The 16,625-nt window shown below is 70.2% G+C and carries 14 protein-coding genes; 10 read left to right on the top strand and 4 right to left on the bottom strand.

Annotated elements, in window-relative coordinates:
* Positions 1-99 precede the first annotated feature (99 nt).
* Both AC5YDV_RS09565 and AC5YDV_RS09560 read left to right on the top strand, forming a co-directional pair.
* On the top strand, positions 100-1,068 hold the full coding sequence (locus tag AC5YDV_RS09565) for an IS481 family transposase (RefSeq protein ID WP_496181913.1): 969 nt from the start codon (positions 100-102) through the stop codon (positions 1,066-1,068).
* A 76-nt stretch (positions 1,069-1,144) separates the two neighbouring features.
* A complete protein-coding gene (locus AC5YDV_RS09560; RefSeq protein WP_496183234.1) occupies positions 1,145-2,257 on the top strand; it encodes a ScyD/ScyE family protein in 1,113 nt (370 codons plus the stop codon).
* 65 nt (positions 2,258-2,322) lie between these two features.
* Here AC5YDV_RS09560 and AC5YDV_RS09555 read toward each other — a convergent pair whose 3' ends face one another.
* Together AC5YDV_RS09555 and AC5YDV_RS09550 are read right to left on the bottom strand one after the other, a co-directional pair.
* Positions 2,323-3,498 (bottom strand): acetoin utilization protein AcuC, encoded by a 1,176-nt coding sequence (locus AC5YDV_RS09555; protein ID WP_496183235.1) that lies wholly within the window; start codon positions 3,496-3,498, stop codon positions 2,323-2,325.
* On the bottom strand, positions 3,495-5,864 hold the full coding sequence (locus AC5YDV_RS09550) for a GNAT family N-acetyltransferase (RefSeq protein WP_496183236.1): 2,370 nt from the start codon (positions 5,862-5,864) through the stop codon (positions 3,495-3,497). Before AC5YDV_RS09550 ends, AC5YDV_RS09555 begins: the two co-directional genes overlap by 4 nt.
* 118 nt (positions 5,865-5,982) lie before the next feature.
* Here AC5YDV_RS09550 and AC5YDV_RS09545 point away from each other — a divergent pair, with 118 nt between their 5' ends.
* Complete coding sequence (locus tag AC5YDV_RS09545) at positions 5,983-7,488, top strand: acyl-CoA synthetase (RefSeq protein WP_496183237.1); 1,506 nt, start codon at positions 5,983-5,985, stop codon at positions 7,486-7,488.
* A gap of 47 nt (positions 7,489-7,535) precedes the next feature.
* Positions 7,536-8,519 carry an ABC transporter substrate-binding protein gene (locus AC5YDV_RS09540; protein ID WP_496183238.1) on the top strand — a complete coding sequence of 328 codons (984 nt, stop codon included), beginning with the start codon at positions 7,536-7,538 and terminating at the stop codon, positions 8,517-8,519.
* 170 nt (positions 8,520-8,689) lie between these two features.
* On the opposite strand, the gene AC5YDV_RS09535 is transcribed toward AC5YDV_RS09540, so the two are convergent.
* Positions 8,690-9,796, bottom strand: a complete 1,107-nt coding sequence (locus AC5YDV_RS09535) for an acyltransferase family protein (RefSeq protein ID WP_496183239.1) — start codon at positions 9,794-9,796, stop codon at positions 8,690-8,692.
* Between the two features lie 470 nt (positions 9,797-10,266).
* On the opposite strand from AC5YDV_RS09535, the gene AC5YDV_RS09530 reads away from it, so the two are divergent.
* Positions 10,267-10,563, top strand: a complete 297-nt coding sequence (locus tag AC5YDV_RS09530; protein WP_496192473.1) for an OsmC family protein — start codon at positions 10,267-10,269, stop codon at positions 10,561-10,563.
* A 99-nt stretch (positions 10,564-10,662) separates the two neighbouring features.
* Here AC5YDV_RS09530 and AC5YDV_RS09525 read toward each other — a convergent pair whose 3' ends face one another.
* Positions 10,663-11,118 carry a MarR family winged helix-turn-helix transcriptional regulator gene (locus AC5YDV_RS09525; protein WP_496183241.1) on the bottom strand — a complete coding sequence of 152 codons (456 nt, stop codon included), beginning with the start codon at positions 11,116-11,118 and terminating at the stop codon, positions 10,663-10,665.
* Between the two features lie 133 nt (positions 11,119-11,251).
* Between AC5YDV_RS09525 and AC5YDV_RS09520 the strand changes: the two genes are divergently transcribed.
* From AC5YDV_RS09520 to AC5YDV_RS09500, 5 genes are all read left to right on the top strand, one after another.
* Positions 11,252-12,187, top strand: coding sequence for an SDR family NAD(P)-dependent oxidoreductase (locus tag AC5YDV_RS09520; RefSeq protein ID WP_496183242.1), 936 nt, complete (start codon positions 11,252-11,254; stop codon positions 12,185-12,187).
* 28 nt (positions 12,188-12,215) lie between these two features.
* Positions 12,216-13,100: an amidohydrolase family protein gene (locus tag AC5YDV_RS09515; protein WP_496183243.1), complete on the top strand. Its 885-nt coding sequence runs from the start codon at positions 12,216-12,218 to the stop codon at positions 13,098-13,100.
* A gap of 1 nt (position 13,101) precedes the next feature.
* Entirely contained in the window at positions 13,102-14,274 is a 1,173-nt protein-coding gene (locus AC5YDV_RS09510) for an acyl-CoA dehydrogenase family protein (RefSeq protein WP_496183244.1), read from the top strand.
* Positions 14,275-14,332: 58 nt separating this feature from the next.
* On the top strand, positions 14,333-14,791 hold the full coding sequence (locus tag AC5YDV_RS09505; RefSeq protein WP_496183245.1) for a MaoC family dehydratase: 459 nt from the start codon (positions 14,333-14,335) through the stop codon (positions 14,789-14,791).
* Between the two features lie 78 nt (positions 14,792-14,869).
* Positions 14,870-16,579 (top strand): DNA integrity scanning protein DisA nucleotide-binding domain protein, encoded by a 1,710-nt coding sequence (locus AC5YDV_RS09500; protein ID WP_496183303.1) that lies wholly within the window; start codon positions 14,870-14,872, stop codon positions 16,577-16,579.
* The last annotated feature ends 46 nt before the right edge of the window (positions 16,580-16,625 follow it).

Here is a 16,625-nt window from a genome sequence, read left to right as displayed (position 1 = left end):
GCCAAGAGGTTGGTGACAGCGCGTCGGTATTGACGTGAGGGAGGACCCCCGGGTGGGGTGTGGCTTGTCGAAGGTCACATCTCACACCCGGAGGTCCTCGTGTCCCACCGTAACGCCCGCCTCAACTTTCATGGCCGCAAGCTGCTGGTCGATCGGGTCCGATACCAGCACTGGCCGGTCGCCCATGCAGCGAAGGCGATGGGGATTTCACGTCAGTGTGCTCACCGCTGGCTGGCACGCTGGGACGCCGAGGGCGAGGCCGGTCTGCATGACCGGTCCAGCCGTCCTCACGCGTGCCCGACCGCGACACCAGCCACGGTGGAGGACCTGGTGGTGGCCGCCCGTCAGGAGCACCGACGCGGCCCTGACTGGATCGCGGCCGAACTCGGGCTCGCGCCGCGGACCGTGACCCGGATCCTGCACCGACGGGGCATGCCGCCCCTGACCTGCCTGGACCCGATGACCGGCCAGGTGATCCGCACCTCGAAGCAGACCGCGGTCCGCTACGAACGCGAACGTCCCGGCGAACTGGTGCACGTGGATGTCAAGAAGCTGGGCAAGATCCCCGACGGTGGCGGCTGGCGGGCCCACGGACGCTCCGACACCATCGTCGCCAAGAACAAGCGGCCCAAGATCGGCTACGACTACGTCCACTCGATGGTCGATGACCACTCCCGCCTGGCCTACAGCGAGATCCACGACGATGAACGCGTCGACACCTGCGCCGGCTTCCTGCTGCGAGCCGCGGCCTACTTCGCCACCCACGGCATCACCAGCATCGAGCGAGTGATGACCGACAACGCGTTCGCCTACCGACATGGTCGAGCGTTCATCGACGCGGTCGAGACCATTGGCGCGAAGCAGAAGTTCATCAAACCCCACTGCCCCTGGCAGAACGGCAAGGTCGAACGCTTCAACCGCACCCTGACCACCGAGTGGGCCTACCGCCACGTGTTCACCAGCAACCAGGCCCGCCGCGACGCCCTTGACCCCTGGCTGGAGACCTACAACACTCAAAGACGCCACAGCGCACTCGGAGGACTACCCCCGACCAGCCGCCTGTCATGAACGTCGTGGCCCAGTACACCTAGGGTGCAGCAGTAAGGCCACCCTCACCCAATGGTGGCCTTGCCAGGAGGCACCCGTGTACGCGATCAAGACCCGTCGACGCCTGGCTGCGGCCGGCTCTGTTGTGCTGATGGCCGCCCTGTTGGGCGGTCCCCCTGCTGCCGCCGCCGGCCATTGCGAAGAGGTCGCCACCGGACTGAACAGCCCCCGCCAGTTGACGTTCGCGCCCGGCGGCCAGCTCTACGTCGCCGAGTCGGGAACGGGTGGCGAGGAAGGTGGCAACTGCCACGACCACCCTGCAGCGGGCCTCGCGTGCCTGGGCGCCACCGGCGCCATCGCGAGGGTCGCCGAGGGCAGCGTCGAGCGGGTCGTGACGGGCCTGCCGTCGCTGGCCGGGGAGACGGAGTCGTTCGGGCCCTTCGACGTCGTCTTCACATCCTCCAAGCAATACGCCGTCACCATCGGGCTCGGTGCGGGTCCGGAATTCCGCGAGGCGTTCGGCGACGAGGGGGCCTGGCTGGGCACCGTGCTCGAGGGCGAACTGGCTCGTGGAAACCGTGCGGCCAGCCGGCAGCTGGCGTTCGATGCGCTCGAGTTCGAGGCCGACCCGGCGAATGACTGGGACGATGACCCCGACAGCAACCCGACCGGCATCGTCGCGCACGGCAACGGCTACGTGTACACCGACGCCGGCGGCAACACGCTCGTGTCCACCCGCAAGGACGGCTCCACGCTGGCGCAGTTCGACGCGGTCCCGACCACGGGCGCGTTCCCGTTCCCGGGGTTCCCCGCTGACGCCGTGCCGACCGACGTCGTCAAGGGCGCCGATGGCGCCTGGTACGTGTCGCAGCTCGTCGGCTTCCCGTTCGAGAAGGGCTCGTCGACCGTCTGGCGGGTCGTCCCCGGCGAGGACCCGGCGGCCTACGCCACCGGCCTCACCAACGTCACCTCGCTGGACGTCGCCGCAGACGGGACGCTCTACGCGGTGGAGCTCACCACCGACGGCCTGTTTGCGGGGCCGGTCGGCTCCCTGCGCGAGATCACCCCGTGGGGCGACGAGCACCGCGTCGTGGCCGGTGAGCTCGACCAGCCGTACGGCGTCGCCGTCCGTGGCGGCTACGCCTACGTCACCCTGGGTTCGATCGGGCCCATCGAGGGCGGCGGCAGCGTGGTGAAGATCAAGCTGTAGTCCCAATCCACACGACGGGGCGGCCCTGCGGGGCCGCCCCGTCGTGCCGTCGAGCCGCGATCTGGTCAGGGTCGGCCTCTCCCGGGTCCTGACGAATCGCGGCTCCCGCCGTACGGCTCGAGCCCCCAGTGCGGGAACACCGCCCGCGACGTCGCCACGATCGAGGCGTTGGGCCAGTGCGTCCGGACGTCGTCGGTCCAGTGAGCGTCGGCCTCGGCCCAGGGATCGCCGAGGGTGGCCGAGCCCTTGCCGTCCGCCATCTCCACCCACTCGGTCGGCAGGGTCGTCCGCGGATCCAGCCGGACGCCCTGCGCGGCGGCCAACAGGGAAGCCCACGTGCGACCCAGGGCGTCCCGGCTGTAGCCGCCGCCACCCAGGCCGACCCAGTGGCCACCGGCGAAGCGGTCCGCGAGGTCGATGACCAGGTGTTGGGCCAGGGTCATGGCGTCCACGGACAGGGAGAGGTCGGCCAGCGGATCCGCGCGGTGGGGATCGGCGCCGTGCTGGCTGATGATGACGTCCGGCCCGAAGGCCTCCACGAGGGGCGGCACGATCGCGGCGAACGAGTGCAGCCACGGCGTGTCCGTCGTGCTCGGCAGGAAGGACACGTTGACAGCACGGCCGCGCGCTCCCTCGCCGCCGACCTCCCGGGGGAACCCGGTCCCCGGGAACAGGTGCAACCCCGACTCGTGCAGCGAGATCGTCAGGACGCGCGGGTCGTCCCAGAACACGCGCTCGACGCCGTCGCCGTGGTGGGCGTCGAGGTCGATGTACGCGACGCGCCCGGCCCCGTGGTCGAGCAGCCACCGGATCGCGATCGCCGCGTCGTTGTGGATGCAGAAGCCCGCGGTTGCTCCCGGGAGCGCGTGGTGCAGCCCGCCGGACAGGTTCACCGCCCGGGAGGTCTCGCCCGTCCACACCTGACGCGCAGCCTCGACGGTGGCGGACACGATGCGTGCGGCCACCGCGGCCAGGCCCGGCACGAGGGGGTTGTCGTCCGATCCGATGCCGCGGTGGGGGTGGGGGAGACCATCCGCGAGGGCGGCGAGGTAGTCGTCCGTGTGGACCAGCCGCAGCCACGCGTCGTCCGCCGGCGGTGCCTCGACGAGCCGGACGCCGGCGTCCAGGCCGAGCTTCCCGGCCAGCCACCAGGCCAGCTCGACCCGGCGCGGACCCATCGGGTGGTCATCACCGAAGCTGTAGCCGAGCAGCTCGGGGGAGTGGACGGCGACCGGCTTCACGAGTCCACCCGGCGCGCGAGGGTGTCCCGCTCGTGGGGGATGGGCAGGACCCGGCCCGCGGCGTCCGCCACGGTCACGCCACCGGGGCCGACGAGCACGTCCAGGGTCAGCTCGACGACCTCGGGGAACGCGTCCTTGAGGGCGGCCACCCGGGCGATGAGGTGTGCGAGCTCCGCCGCGGCGGGCTCGCCCGCGTCCGCCAGCAGGACGCCGGCGCGCAACTCGGCCATCATCCCGTGCGCGACGGCGGCGTCCAGGGGCGGGACCCGCCACGCGACGTCGGCGAACACCTCCACGGGGATGCCCGCGACCCCCATCGACACCGCCGGTCCGAGGATCCCGTCCTCGATCGCCCGGACGCTCACCCGCACGCCCGAGGCGCCCGGCGCCATCGCCACGTCGATCGCCCCGAGCAGCGGCCCCAGTTCGCCAGCGGCGAACGCGCGTCCCTGCGGTGCATCCTCCAGCACGGCGTGCACGACGGAGTCCACCGCGTTGTGGTCGAACGGCACGGGGGTCGGGGACCAACCGCGCAGCGGTTGTGCCTGCGCCAGGAGCCCGAGGGCCTCCAGGGCCTCGCCGTAGTTGTCGAACTGGGGCAGCGAGCCCACCTCGTCCGTGGGCGGCCGCTCCAGCGTGGGTGGGTTCAGCCCGACGGTCACCAGGAGGACGGGCACCCCGGTCCCCGCTCCGGCGACGACGGTCAACCGCGCGTGCGCCTCGGCCAGCACCGGCACACCGATCTCGACCGCGGCCACGACCACGGCGTCCACCTCGCCGGAGGCGGCCTCGGCGTGGGCGGCCTCCGCCAGGTGGGCGGCGACCTCGGGCCCCCCGGGGACGGACACGAGGTGGGCGGCGCGCAACCCGTAGCGCGCACATGCCAACGCCAGCTGGTCGGCCAGGCGCGAGGCATTCGACACCACGGCCACCCGCACCCCGCGCGGCGCCGGTTGCCGTGCGGCAATCCGGGCGACGTCGATGAACGTGTCACGCCTGGTCACCACGACCGCGCCGGTCTGCCGCATGACCTGGGCGATCGCCTCGTCCGGCATGCGCGGCAACCCGGCCGACGACGGAGCGACGCTCCGTAGTGCACGCGCCGGCGCGAACAGCACGACCGTCTTCTCGGCGGCGACCCGCCGCAGCACGCGGTGGAAGGTGCGGGGGTTGCCGATGGTGTCCAGCGACATCAGGACCACGCGGGTCGCGTCGTCCGCCCCCCAGTGGCGCAGGGCGTCGTTGCCGCTCACGTCAGCGAAGAGCCCGGTCGACAGGAACGAGGAGATGCCCAACCCGACGTCGAGCGCCCGTCCCAGGACCAGGGCCGCGACCCCGGCCGACTGGGCGAAGATCGCCACCCCGCCCGCCCGGACGCCGCGGGCCGGGGTCAGGTTGAGGGGCGCCCGCGCATCAGTGGAGATGAGGCCCAGCGACTCCGGACCCAGCACCCGGATGTCGTGCGCCCGCGCTCGCCGGACCAGCTGGCGCGCCTGGTCGGCATCCCAGGGCCGCGTCCCGACGTTGGCGAGCGCCACCACGGCGTTCGCGTCGTGGGCGGACGCCTCGCGCAGGAGGTCCTCGAGCTGGTCGAACCCGGCCTCGGTGACGACGAGGTCGACGTCACCCTGCACCGAGGCCAGGAGTTCACCGGCGGTGCGTGGGTCTTCCGGCTCCGCCAGTCGGGTGACCACGCGGCCGGCGAACGACGACTTGACCTGCTCCACCCACGGCCCCAGGGCTGCCTGCGACCCGACGATCGCGACGCTGTCGGGGTGGAGCAGGCGCCGGATCGCCGCGGACTGCGACCGCAGCGTCCGCCTCCGGGCCTGCCGGCGGGTGTCCTCGGTCGGTTCCAGCGAGAAGTCGACCATGACCAGGTCGTCGACCAACTCGGGGCGCACCGAGTAGCCGGCACCGGTGAAGACGCGGATCATCCGGCGGTTCTCGGGGAGCATCTCGGCCACGAACCGGACGATCCCGTTCTCACGCCCGACGGCAGCGAGGTGCTCCAGGAGCAGGTGGGCGACACCGCGTCCCTGCTGGTCGTCCCTCACGAGGAACGCCACGTCCGCCACGCGCTCGGACCTGCCCGGCAGGAGGTCGTACCGGCCGACCGCAATGAGCTCGTCGCGGAGCTCGAACACGAGCACCACGTGGTCGCGCTGGTCCGGGTGGGTGGCGTCCCAGAGCTCCTGCTGCGTCAGTTCTGCGTGGGGCTGCATGAAGCGCAGGTACTTGGACGTGTCCGAGACCCGTTGGTAGAACGCGACGAGCTTCGCGACGTCCGTGGGCGCCACGGGACGCAGGCGGGCAGTGCCGCCGTCGGCGAGGACGACATCGGCCTCCCACTGCTCCGGGTGCATGCTCCGAGGCTAGCCGTCCGGCGGCCGCGATGTAACCGTTATGAATCAAATCTATTGACTTCTTCAACGATGTGCTTTGTAATCGAGTCTAAGCGGTGCGGCGAGCAAAGGAGCAAGCATGAACCTCGGGATCGGGACCTGGCCTGCGCGACGCGCAGCCGTCCGCCCGCTCGACGTCTGCATCGAGTTCGAGGGTGCGACCACGACGTACGCCGACTTCGCCGCGCGTGTCGACCGCCTGGCCAACGCCTTGGTGGACGCCGGCGTCCGGCACGGCGACCGCGTCGCGGTCGTCTCCTTCAACCACCCCGCGGTGCTGGAGACGTTCTTCGCGTCCGGGCTGATCGGCGCGATCTGCGTGCTGATCAACCCTCGCCTGCGCACCCCCGAGATCGAGTACATCCTCCGCGACAGCGCGCCGTCCGTCGTGGTGTACGGCGGGCAGCTCGCCGAGGCGGCCGCGGAGTTGGCGCCCCGCCTCGACGTGCGGCGGTGGCTGGCGGTCGACGAGGGCGCGACCGGGGAGCCCTTCGAGGCCTTCCTGCAGTCCGGCGGCCCCGAGATGCCCGAGGTCGCGGTGCAGCAGGACGACGTCGCGCTCATCATGTACACCTCCGGCACGACGGGGAACCCGAAGGGCGCCATGCTCACCCACGGCAACCTCTTCCACCAGTACGTGAATGCCCTCATCGGGCAGGACCTCCGCCAGGACGAGGTGCACCTCGCGGTCGCGCCGCTGTTCCACATCGCGGGGCTCAACATGATGACCCTGCCGACGTTCACCCTGGGCGGCCGCATCATCATCCACCGCGGGTTCCAGGCCGAGGCCGTCCTCGCCGAGATCGCCCGCTCCCGGGTGACCAGCACGTTCATGGTCCCGTCCATGCTCGACCTGCTGTCGCACTCGCCGGAGTTCGCGGCGTCCGACCTGTCGTCGCTGCGCGCGGTCATGGTGGGCGGCTCGCCCCTGCCGGAGCGGACGATCCGCACCTACCTGGACCGTGGCGTCCCCACGATGCAGGGCTTCGGCATGACGGAGGCGTCCCCGGGCATCACCATGCTGGAGCCGCGCGACAGCCTGGCGAAGGTCGGCTCGGCCGGGCGCGTCCACTTCTTCGCCGAGTACCGCATCGTCGACCTCAACGGCGACGACGTCGAGCCGGGGGAGAGCGGCGAGATCATCGCCCGCGGCCCGGCCGTCATGAAGGGCTACTGGAACAACCCCGAGGCCACCGAGCGCGCGCTCGAGGGGGGTTGGTACCACAGCGGCGACATCGGGTCGATGGACGCCGACGGCTACCTGTACATCCGCGACCGCCTCAAGGACATGTACATCTCGGGCGGGGAGAACGTGTACCCCGCCGAGATCGAGAACGCGCTGATGAACATCCCCGGCGTCCGGGACGCCGCGGTCATCGGCGTGCCGGACGACAAGTGGGGCGAGACAGGACGCGCGTTCGTCGTCCCGGGCGCGGACGCCCCGGGTGTCGACGAGATCCGCACCCAGCTCAAGACCCGGATCGCCGGCTACAAGATGCCGCGCGACATCGTCGTCATCGAGGAACTGCCCCGGACCGCCACGGGCAAGGTCCGCAAGCACGACCTGCGCACCCTCACCATCTGATCCCCTGACCTCCAGCTCCCGCTCCACCACCAAGAAAGGCACCACCCATGAAGAAGTTCACCGTCGCGGCAGTCGCCGCCTCCTTGGCGATCGCCCTCGCCGCGTGTTCGTCTCCCCAGGCCGGTGCCCCGGCCGCTCCCGGGGGCAGTGCTGCCGCCGGCGGGGAACTCAAGAAGGTCACCGTGGGTGCCCTCCCCATCGCCCCTACCGCCGTCATCCACCTCGGCATGGAGAAGGGGTTCTTCAAGGACCAGGGCCTCGAGGTGACCCTCGAGACCGGTCAGGGCGGCGCGGCCCTCGTCCCGGCCGTCGTCGCCGGCACCATGCAGTTCGGAACCGGCAACCCGCCGTCGCTGCTGCAGGCGCGCGACAAGGGTCTCGACGTCCAGGTCATCGCGTCCTACACCTATGACCCCCAGGAGGGCTCGCACGCGATCCTCACCAAGGCGGACAGCGCCATCAAGTCCCCGAAGGACCTCGCGGGCAAGACCGTCGCGATCAACACCCTGCGCTCCATGGGTGACCTGCTCACGATGGAGGCCGTCTCGAAGGACGGTGGCGATCCGAAGGCGGTGAAGTTCGTCGAGTTGCCGTTCCCGAACATGGAGGCTGCGCTGAATGCCGGCCAGGTCGACGCCGTGTGGACGCCGGAGCCCTTCATGTCGATCATCGAGCAGGGTGGTGCGCGCATCCTCACCCACGTGGGCGCCGACACCGTCAACGGGCACCCGACGATGATGTACTTCACGTCCGGCAACCTCATCAAGTCGGACCCCGCGCTGGTCGACGCCATGAAGAAGGCCATCAACGAGTCCATGGACTACTCGCAGTCCCACCCCGACGAGGTGCGCCAGGTGGCCGTCGACAAGATGAAGGTCAAGCCCGAGCTGGCCAAGACCATGATCCTCGAGGACTTCGGTGGGCCCGTCCGCACCGACAAGGTCAAGGCCATGGGTGAGCTCATGACCAAGTTCGGCTTCGTCAACAAGCCCGCCGACGTCGACGGTCTGCTGGCCGGCGCGAAGAGCTGATCCTGGGGGCGGGCCCTCGCCGAGGGCTCGCCCCTACCGCGCCGAGGGCTCGGGTTCGGAGCGCCGAGGGCTCGGGTTCGGAGCGCCGAGGGACCGGGTTGGGGACGCCGAGGGCTCGGGTTGGGGTCGCCGAGGGCTCGGGTTGGTGCGCCCGAGGGCTCGGGTTGGTGCTACAACACCCGCCGCACACCCGGCAACCGCACCAAGAGCCAGGCGAGGGCATACGAACCCACGAGCCCTCCCAGCGCCACGAGCAGGGCCTTGACCTCGGCGGGAAGGGTCGCCGGCCTCAGTGCCACCGATGGCCCGATCAGGACGAATCCCTGGACGATGAACGCGGCGTAACAAGCCCGATGCAGGGCCGCAGCCCCCGGCAGGCGGACATTGAGGCGCCGTTGCGCCACCCCCAGCAGCCACACCGGACCGCAGACGACCAGCGGCCCTTCGGCCACCGCGAACGCCACGGCGAGCCAGGACCAGCCGCCGAGGAGTTGGTCGAACTGATTCGTCCAGCCCGCCACGGACAGCACTCCGACCATCGCCAACAGGGCGACCACGGTCACCCAACGACAACCCCGATACAGGCGACACGGCACCGCCTCCAGCCAGCCGCGGCGTCCGGCCACCACCCCGAGCCCGAAGGCGGCCGCACACGACGGCCACTCCCAGAAGTTCAGGTCACTCGGGCCGGCCTCCGACCCGTACGGATAAGCCAAACGAACAAGGAAGGACGCCGCCGCCACGCCCAGGCTGACCAGGAGCAGCCGCGGGAGCGAGACGCTGGCGCCGGCCGTCCGTGTGCCCCTGAATCCACGGAATCGCACCCAGGCGGCGTAGGCCAGCGAGTAGACCAACAACACTCCCACGAACCACAAGGGTCCAGAATCGATCCGGCCAGCGCTCAGGTACTCCTGGACCCACGATCCCTCCGCCGCGCCCACCCCGCGCCTCAACCAGTGGACCAAGGTGGGCTCGAGCAGGAAAACGAACACCGAGAACGGGATCCCCAACCGCATCAGACGGTCGACGACGAACCCCCCGATGCCCTTCCGCTCCACCGAGCCGGGGGTGAGCATCCCGGACACCAGGAACAACAGCGGGATCATCGACAACCCGAACGGGGCCACCACCAAGAACAGGACCGCCTCCACGACGGGGTCCAGCGTGACTTCCCGATGCTCCGTGTAGGTCCACACCTCCACGCTGGAGTAGCTGAGCACGCCGTGGATCGCGATGATCAGGCTGATCAGCACCACCTTGAGGTTGTCCAGCCACACCAAGCGACCAAGCCGCCCGACGACCACACGCCCCTCGGACCGTCCGGGTGCCGAACCAGCGCCCCGACCACTGAACCCGCCCACTCCCACAGTGTCCGGCGCGCGACCGGTGCCGACAACAGGCGGTCGATCGTGGGCGAGCGGCGTTCCCTTTCGGGCGGACGCGCTGGGCGCGGCCGAATTGGGCGGTCGAGTTGGGCGCTCGAGTGACCCGCCGGGTGAGGACGTCCGCGCCGGTTTCATCCTCGGTGCCTGTCCTGAAGTGGCGGACCTGTCTGGGCGTTTCTCCCTACCCGGCGCCGGTGTCCAGAGACGGCCCACGCACCCAGACTCCCCGGGCGATTGCGGTCGCCCCAGTGTGGAGGCACCGTTGACTCATGGATTTTGACGTTGTGTGTTCAGCCGGCAGCCTTCGTCAGCCTGCCGCTGATGGGGGCGTCCATCTCGATCATCGCTGGACGGCCGAGGGGGTGGACCTGTCGATTGCGTTCACCGGGGCGCACCTTCTCCACGCGTCGGTCGCTGCGTGCGTCCTGAACGACCTGTACCGGGAGGCGGCCCGCTTGGGCATTCAGCTCGACGGCGTGAGGGTGCGTGCCGACGGAGGTTTCTCCGAGTCCTGGGCGTCCACCGGGATCCGGTACTCAGTTGAGGTGGATTCTCCGGCAGAGGACGAGATCGTGGAAGAACTCATCGCCGTCGTCGACCGAGTCGCTGAGATCCCGCGGGCTCTGCGCCAGGGCACAGTCGTCACACGAGCGCAGTAACAGGGGGCGTCAACGAGCCCTCGGCGTCCCGTACCCGAGCCCTCGGCGTCCCGAACCCGAGCCCTCGGCGTCCCGAACCCGAGCCCTCGGCGGGGGCGCTCAGAACGCGACGCGGAAGAGGAGTTGCTGGAGCGCTGTCCGTTCGGACGATGAGAGCGCGGCCAGGGATTCCTCGTTGGCCTGGTCGCACAGGGCCTTGGCCTTGCGCTGGAGGGCGCGTCCGGCGGGGGTGGCGACGATGAGCTTGTTGCGGCGGTCGTTCTCGTCGACCACGCGCTGGACGAGCCCGCGCTGCTCGAGGGGGTCGATGAGGGAGACGATCTGACCCGGATCCAGTTGCAGGAACTGCGCGAGTTCACGCTGGGTCGGGGCCTCGCCGCTGCACGCGAGCGTCAGGACCGAGTACTGGCGCACCCGCAGGTCGAGGTCATCCAAACGCTCCGACACCCCGGACTGGACGATGTTGCGCGCCCGGACCAACAGGAAACCCGGGTCCTGCGCGAGCTCAGACGTCAACAGCCGGTCGCTCTCGGCTGCGGGGCGGGTGGCTGTCATCGGGTCTCCTCAGGTGGTCCTGCTCGCACAATACTAACAATCCGTCACGATTCCTAGAACCAATCATTGACTTTTCCAACGATTACTGCTGCGATGGACCTCAAGCACACAGGAGCAATCAAGGGAGAAGGCCATGGGAGCACTTGACGGCAAGGTCGCCATCGTCACCGGTTCGGGTCAGGGCCTCGGCCTCGCCTACGCCACGGAGCTCGCCCGCCAGGGCGCGGCGGTCGTGATCAACGACGTCAACCCGGACGCCGCCGACGCGGCCGTGCGGAAGATCATCGAGGCCGGTGGCCGGGCGACCGCGGTCGTGGCCCCGGTCGGCAGCACCGACACGGCTCTGGCCCTCATCCAGGGCGCGCTGGTCGCCTTCGGTCGCCTCGACATCCTGGTCACGAACGCCGGCGTCCTGCGCGACAAGTCCATCCTGAAGATGACCGACGACGACTTCGACACCGTCATCAACGTGCACCTGCGCGGCACCTTCACCTGCGTGCGCGAGGTCTACCGTCACTTCAAGGAGCACAACCAGCCGGGCCGCATCATCACGATCGGCTCGCCGACTGGCCAGTACGGCAACTTCGGCCAGACCAACTACGCCGCCGCCAAGGCGGGCATCGTCGGCATGGTCCGCACGTGGGCCTTGGAGATGAAGAAGGCCGGCGTCACGGTCAACACGGTCGTCCCGGTCGCCGCCACCGCCATGACCGAGACGGTGCCGTACTTCAACGCCGCCGTCGAGGCCGACAAGCGCGGCGAGGCCATGCCCGACTTCTTCCGCAAGACCCTCGGCTTCGGCCGCGTCGACGACGTCGCGCCCTTGGTCGCCTGGCTCGCCTCGGACGACGCCGCGCACATCACCGGCCAGGCCATCGGCATCGGCGGCGACCGCCTCCAGCTGTTCTCGCACCCGACCCCGACGGTCACCGAGTACGCCGACGGCGGCTGGACCTTCGAGAAGCTGTCGGCCGAGGCGTCCGGCCTGTTCGAGGGCAAGCTCGCCCCCGTGGGCGAGACGTTCCCGCCCCTACCCGAGGAGCTCCAGGCCGCCCCGCAGGCCGGCTGAGGCCACCCACCCCACCGAAAGGCCCACCATGCGTTACGAATGCGCCGTCGACGTCGCAGCCGTGTCCGCGATCGACATGCACGTCCACATCGAGTGCTCCGACCACGGGCACCTCTCCCTGCCGGACGCCCTGAACGAGGCGTCCGCCAAGTACTTCAAGGCCTCCGACCGGACGCCCAAGCTCGACGTCATCGCCGAGCGCTACCGCGAGTGGGGCATGGCCGCGGTGGTCTTCACCGTGGACGCCGAGACCAACCTCAAGCACCCGCCGGTCAGCTCCGAGGAGATCGCCGAGGGTGCGGCCCGCAACAACGACGTCCTGATCCCCTTCGGCTCGGTCGATCCCCGCCAAGGAGAAAAGGCCGTCGACAAGGCCAGGCGCCTCGTCGAGGACTTCGGCGTCCGCGGATTCAAGTTCCACCCCTCCGTGCAGGGCTTCGACCCGTCCGACGAGCGGTACTACCCGCTGTACGAGGCCGTGCAGGCGCTCAAGGTCCCGGCGCTGTTCCACACCGGCCAGAACGGCATGGGTGCGGGGCTGCCCGGCGGTTACGGCATCAAGCTGGGCTACTCCAACCCCCTGCTGCTCGACAACGTGGCCGCGGACTTCCCCGACCTGCAGGTGATCATGGCCCACCCGAGCGTCCCCTGGCAGGAGGAGGCGAATTCGATCGCCACGCACAAGTCCAACGTCTGGATCGACCTGTCGGGCTGGTCGCCGAAGTACTTCCCGGAGTCCCTGGTCAAGGGCGCGAACCGCATGTTCGGTGACCGCGTCCTGTTCGGCACCGACTACCCGCTGATCGAGCCCGCCAAGTGGCTGGCGGCGTTCGAGCAGGCCCCCTTCGTCGACGAGGTCCGACCCAAGATCCTCAAGGACAACGCCGTCCGACTGCTCGGCCTGGGGGGCTGACGTGGCCGCCGACCTGTACGCGATTTGTGATCCCTACGGGATCTCCGACCGCCTGTCCGAGGCGGAGGTGGGCGTCCTGCGCCAGCTCCGCGCGGTGCTGGACGCCGAGGTGAAGCCGCTGGTCAACGACCACTGGGAGGCCGGCGAGTTCCCCTACCAAGTGCTCGAGCCCTTGAAGGCGCTCAACCTCATGCAGCCGGACGCCGTGGGCGAGAACCCCAGCCAGCTCTACCACGGGTTCCGCATCTTCGAGTTGGCCCGCACGGACGCCTCGGTCGCCACCTTCTACACGGCCCAGGCCGGCCTGTTCCGGACGTCCTGCCGCATCGGCGCCACGCCGGAGCAGTTCGCCGCCTGGGATCCGAGGATCCGCAGCTTCGAGCTGACCGGCGTGTTCGCCCTCACCGAGCCCGACCACGGCTCCGACATCGCCGGCGGGCTGGCCACCTCTGCCCACCGTGAGGGCGACGCATGGGTCATCAACGGCGCCAAGCGCTGGATCGGCGGCGCCTTCACGGCCCAGTACCTCGTCGTGTTCGCCCGCGACGAGGCCGACGGACGGGTCAAGGGCTTCCTCGTCGACCGCGAGGCCCCCGGCGTCACGCTGGAGAAGATCCAGCGCAAGACGGCCCTGCGCATGATGCAGAACGCGCACATCACCCTCGAGGGCGTGCGCGTGCCGGAGTCGCAGCGGCTCGGCAACGTGAACTCCTTCTCCGACGTGGCCGCGATGCTGCGCGTCATGCGCTCCGACGTCGCGTGGATCGCCACCGGCGTCCAGGCCGGTGCCCTCGAGGCGGCCCTGGCCTACGTCAAGGAGCGTGAGCAGTTCGGACGCCCGATCGGCCACTTCCAGCTCGTGCAGGAGAAGCTCGCCCGCATGCTCGGCAACCTCACGGCCTCGCTGTCGATGGTGGCCGCGCTGGCCGACAAGCAGGGGCGCGGCGAGTACCGCGACGAGGACTCCGCCCTGGCGAAGATGTGGACCTCGCTGCACATGCGCGAAACCGTCGCGCTGGCCCGCGAGGTCGTCGGCGGCAACGGCATCACGCTCGACACCGATGTCGCGCGCTTCCACGCGGACGCCGAGGCCGTCTACTCCTACGAGGGCACCCACGAGATCAACGCGCTCGTCGTCGGGCGTGCGCTCACCGGCAAGGGCGCCTTCGTCTGAGCCCGCACCACCCACGAACCACACGAACAACGAACCCCACGAACAAAGGAGCACCACCATGGCCCAGACCGTCGTCGACTTCGCCGATGTCCAGTCCGTCGTCGGAACCACCCTCGGCCCGTCCGAGTGGATCGAGGTCACCCAGGACCGCATCAACACGTTCGCGGACGCCACCGACGACCACCAGTGGATCCACGTCGATCCCGAGCGTGCGGCGTCCGGCCCGTTCGGCGCGCCGATCGCACACGGCTTCCTCACCCTCAGCCTGCTCGTGCCGATGTGGAGCGAGCTGTTCGACGTCACCGGCGTCACCACCAAGGTGAACTACGGCCTGGACAAGGTCCGCTTCACCAGCCCGGTGAAGGTCGGGTCGCGCATCCGCCTCGTCGTCACGATCAAGGAGGCCTCCGAGGTCAAGGGCAACGGCATCCACCTCGTCGCCGACGCCACGATCGAGATCGAGGGCGAGCAGCGTCCGGCCGTCGTGGCCACGTTCCTGAACCGCTTCTACGCCTGATCAGCCCGCGTGACGGGCCGACGTGCAGTCTGACTAGCGCAGACGCCGCCGGCCTGTCACGATTCGCAGGTGGCGGAGATGTGGGAGCACCAGGCCGGGTTCCGGTGGTCCCTGGAGCAGTTGGCGAACGAGGTCCTCGACCGGGCCGGGGCCAACATCGACCCGCGTGCCTACCTCATCGGGTTCCGTGACAACGGGCAGGTGACGGTCGAGCCCGCGCGTGGTCACTTCGATCGTGCGGTGCTGGCCGATTCGCTGGAGCGTGCCCACCAGAAGTTCCTCCGCTCCAAGGCCCGCCGCGAGGCCGGCGACGACGAGGCCGCGCTGGCCGCGGCGGAGTCCCAGGTCCGCCGCGAGGTGATGGCCGGGAAGCTCGCGGAAGCAGCCCGTACCGAGGGACGCCAGTACTTCGCCGGCATCGGTGTCCCGGTCGGGGACTGGATCGTCGTCCCCGTGCTCGCCATCCATGCCGACCCCTGGAGCGACCTCGCGCGCCTGCGCCGGACGCCGGCGGGTGACGCCTCCCCGCGCAGCTTCCCCGAGGCGTGCGTCACCGGCGTGCTGGACGCCGCGAGCCGCGAGCTCGACCGCCGCGTTCCGGGCACACGTCTCCACGTCGACCCGGACGCCGTCCTGCGGGCCGCGGCGGACGTCTTCGTTTCATCCTTGGCCCATCGCTCCGGGCAGGAGCTCGCGCACGGCGTCCGCCACGCCCTGGACGCCGTGTCGGCGCAGCCGTACGAGGGGCGCGCCGGTACCGGCTCCATCCTGCTGGCCCACCAGGGTCATCCTGACTTGGCCGTCGAGATCGCCCTGGAGCACCCGGTGCCTGTGGCGCTGACGCGGTCGTTCCGCAAGGTGCTCGAGATGTCGACCGCCGACCTGCACCTGCTCTGCGACGGCCGCGAGGTGTACGGGCTGGGCACGCTCGCCGACACATACGCCGCCGACTCCGACTACGTGTTCACCGCCACGATCAGCGGCAACGGCTCCTGGGAGCTCTGGCACCAGCACACGCCGTTGGTGCGCATGGACAACGGGCTGCCGCAACTCCCGCGCGAGCGCCTCGACGAGGATGAGTTCACCCACACCGTCGACCTGGTGTTCCCCGAAGCCAGCGCGCGCAACGCCCGCCACCTGTGGGAGATGGCCGTCGCGTGCGCCCGGCAGTCCCACGGCACCATGCTCGTCGTGCACCCGGACGCCGCGGCCGAGGCGGACCGCCTCCTGCCGCAGGCGCACAAGATCGCCCCCGGCCGCCTCGCCGGGCGCGTGCTGACCGCCGCCACCGGCATCGATGGCGCGGTGCTCGTCAGCCCGGACGGCCGCGTCCACGCCGTGGGCGTCATCCTGGACGGGGTCGCGACCGGCACGGGGGACTCAGGGCGCGGGGCGCGCTACAACTCGGCCATCCGCTACCTGGCCGGCGCCGGACGCGGGGCCATGGTGATCATCGTCAGCGAGGACGGCAAGATCGACTTGCTGCCCAAGCTGAAGCGGCGGATGCGCCGCGAGACCGTCCAGCGCGCCGTCGACCGGCTCGTCGCGCGCTCGGCCGAGGGGGAGGAGTTGGAGGCGTTCGACCGCGCCAACCGGGCCGTCATGGCGATCGAGTTCTACCTCAACCAGGACCAGTGCGACCAGGTCAACGCCGCCCGCGACGCCGTGGAGGGCCGCGAGTGGGTGGCTGAGCACCTGCGTCGCCAGTTCGTCCCGGTCGCTCCGGACCCGGCGATGGATGACAGCTACTTCGTCAACCCGAAGGCGGCCCAGGAGCGCGGCACCTGATCCTGCAGGTGCCGGGAAGGGCGACAGCCGGCATCCCGTGGGGGAC

Source organism: Propioniciclava sp. LT432 (genome assembly GCF_059515965.1).
Note: the sequence above shows the minus strand (reverse complement) of the source record. Positions and strands in the feature narration are given on the sequence as shown.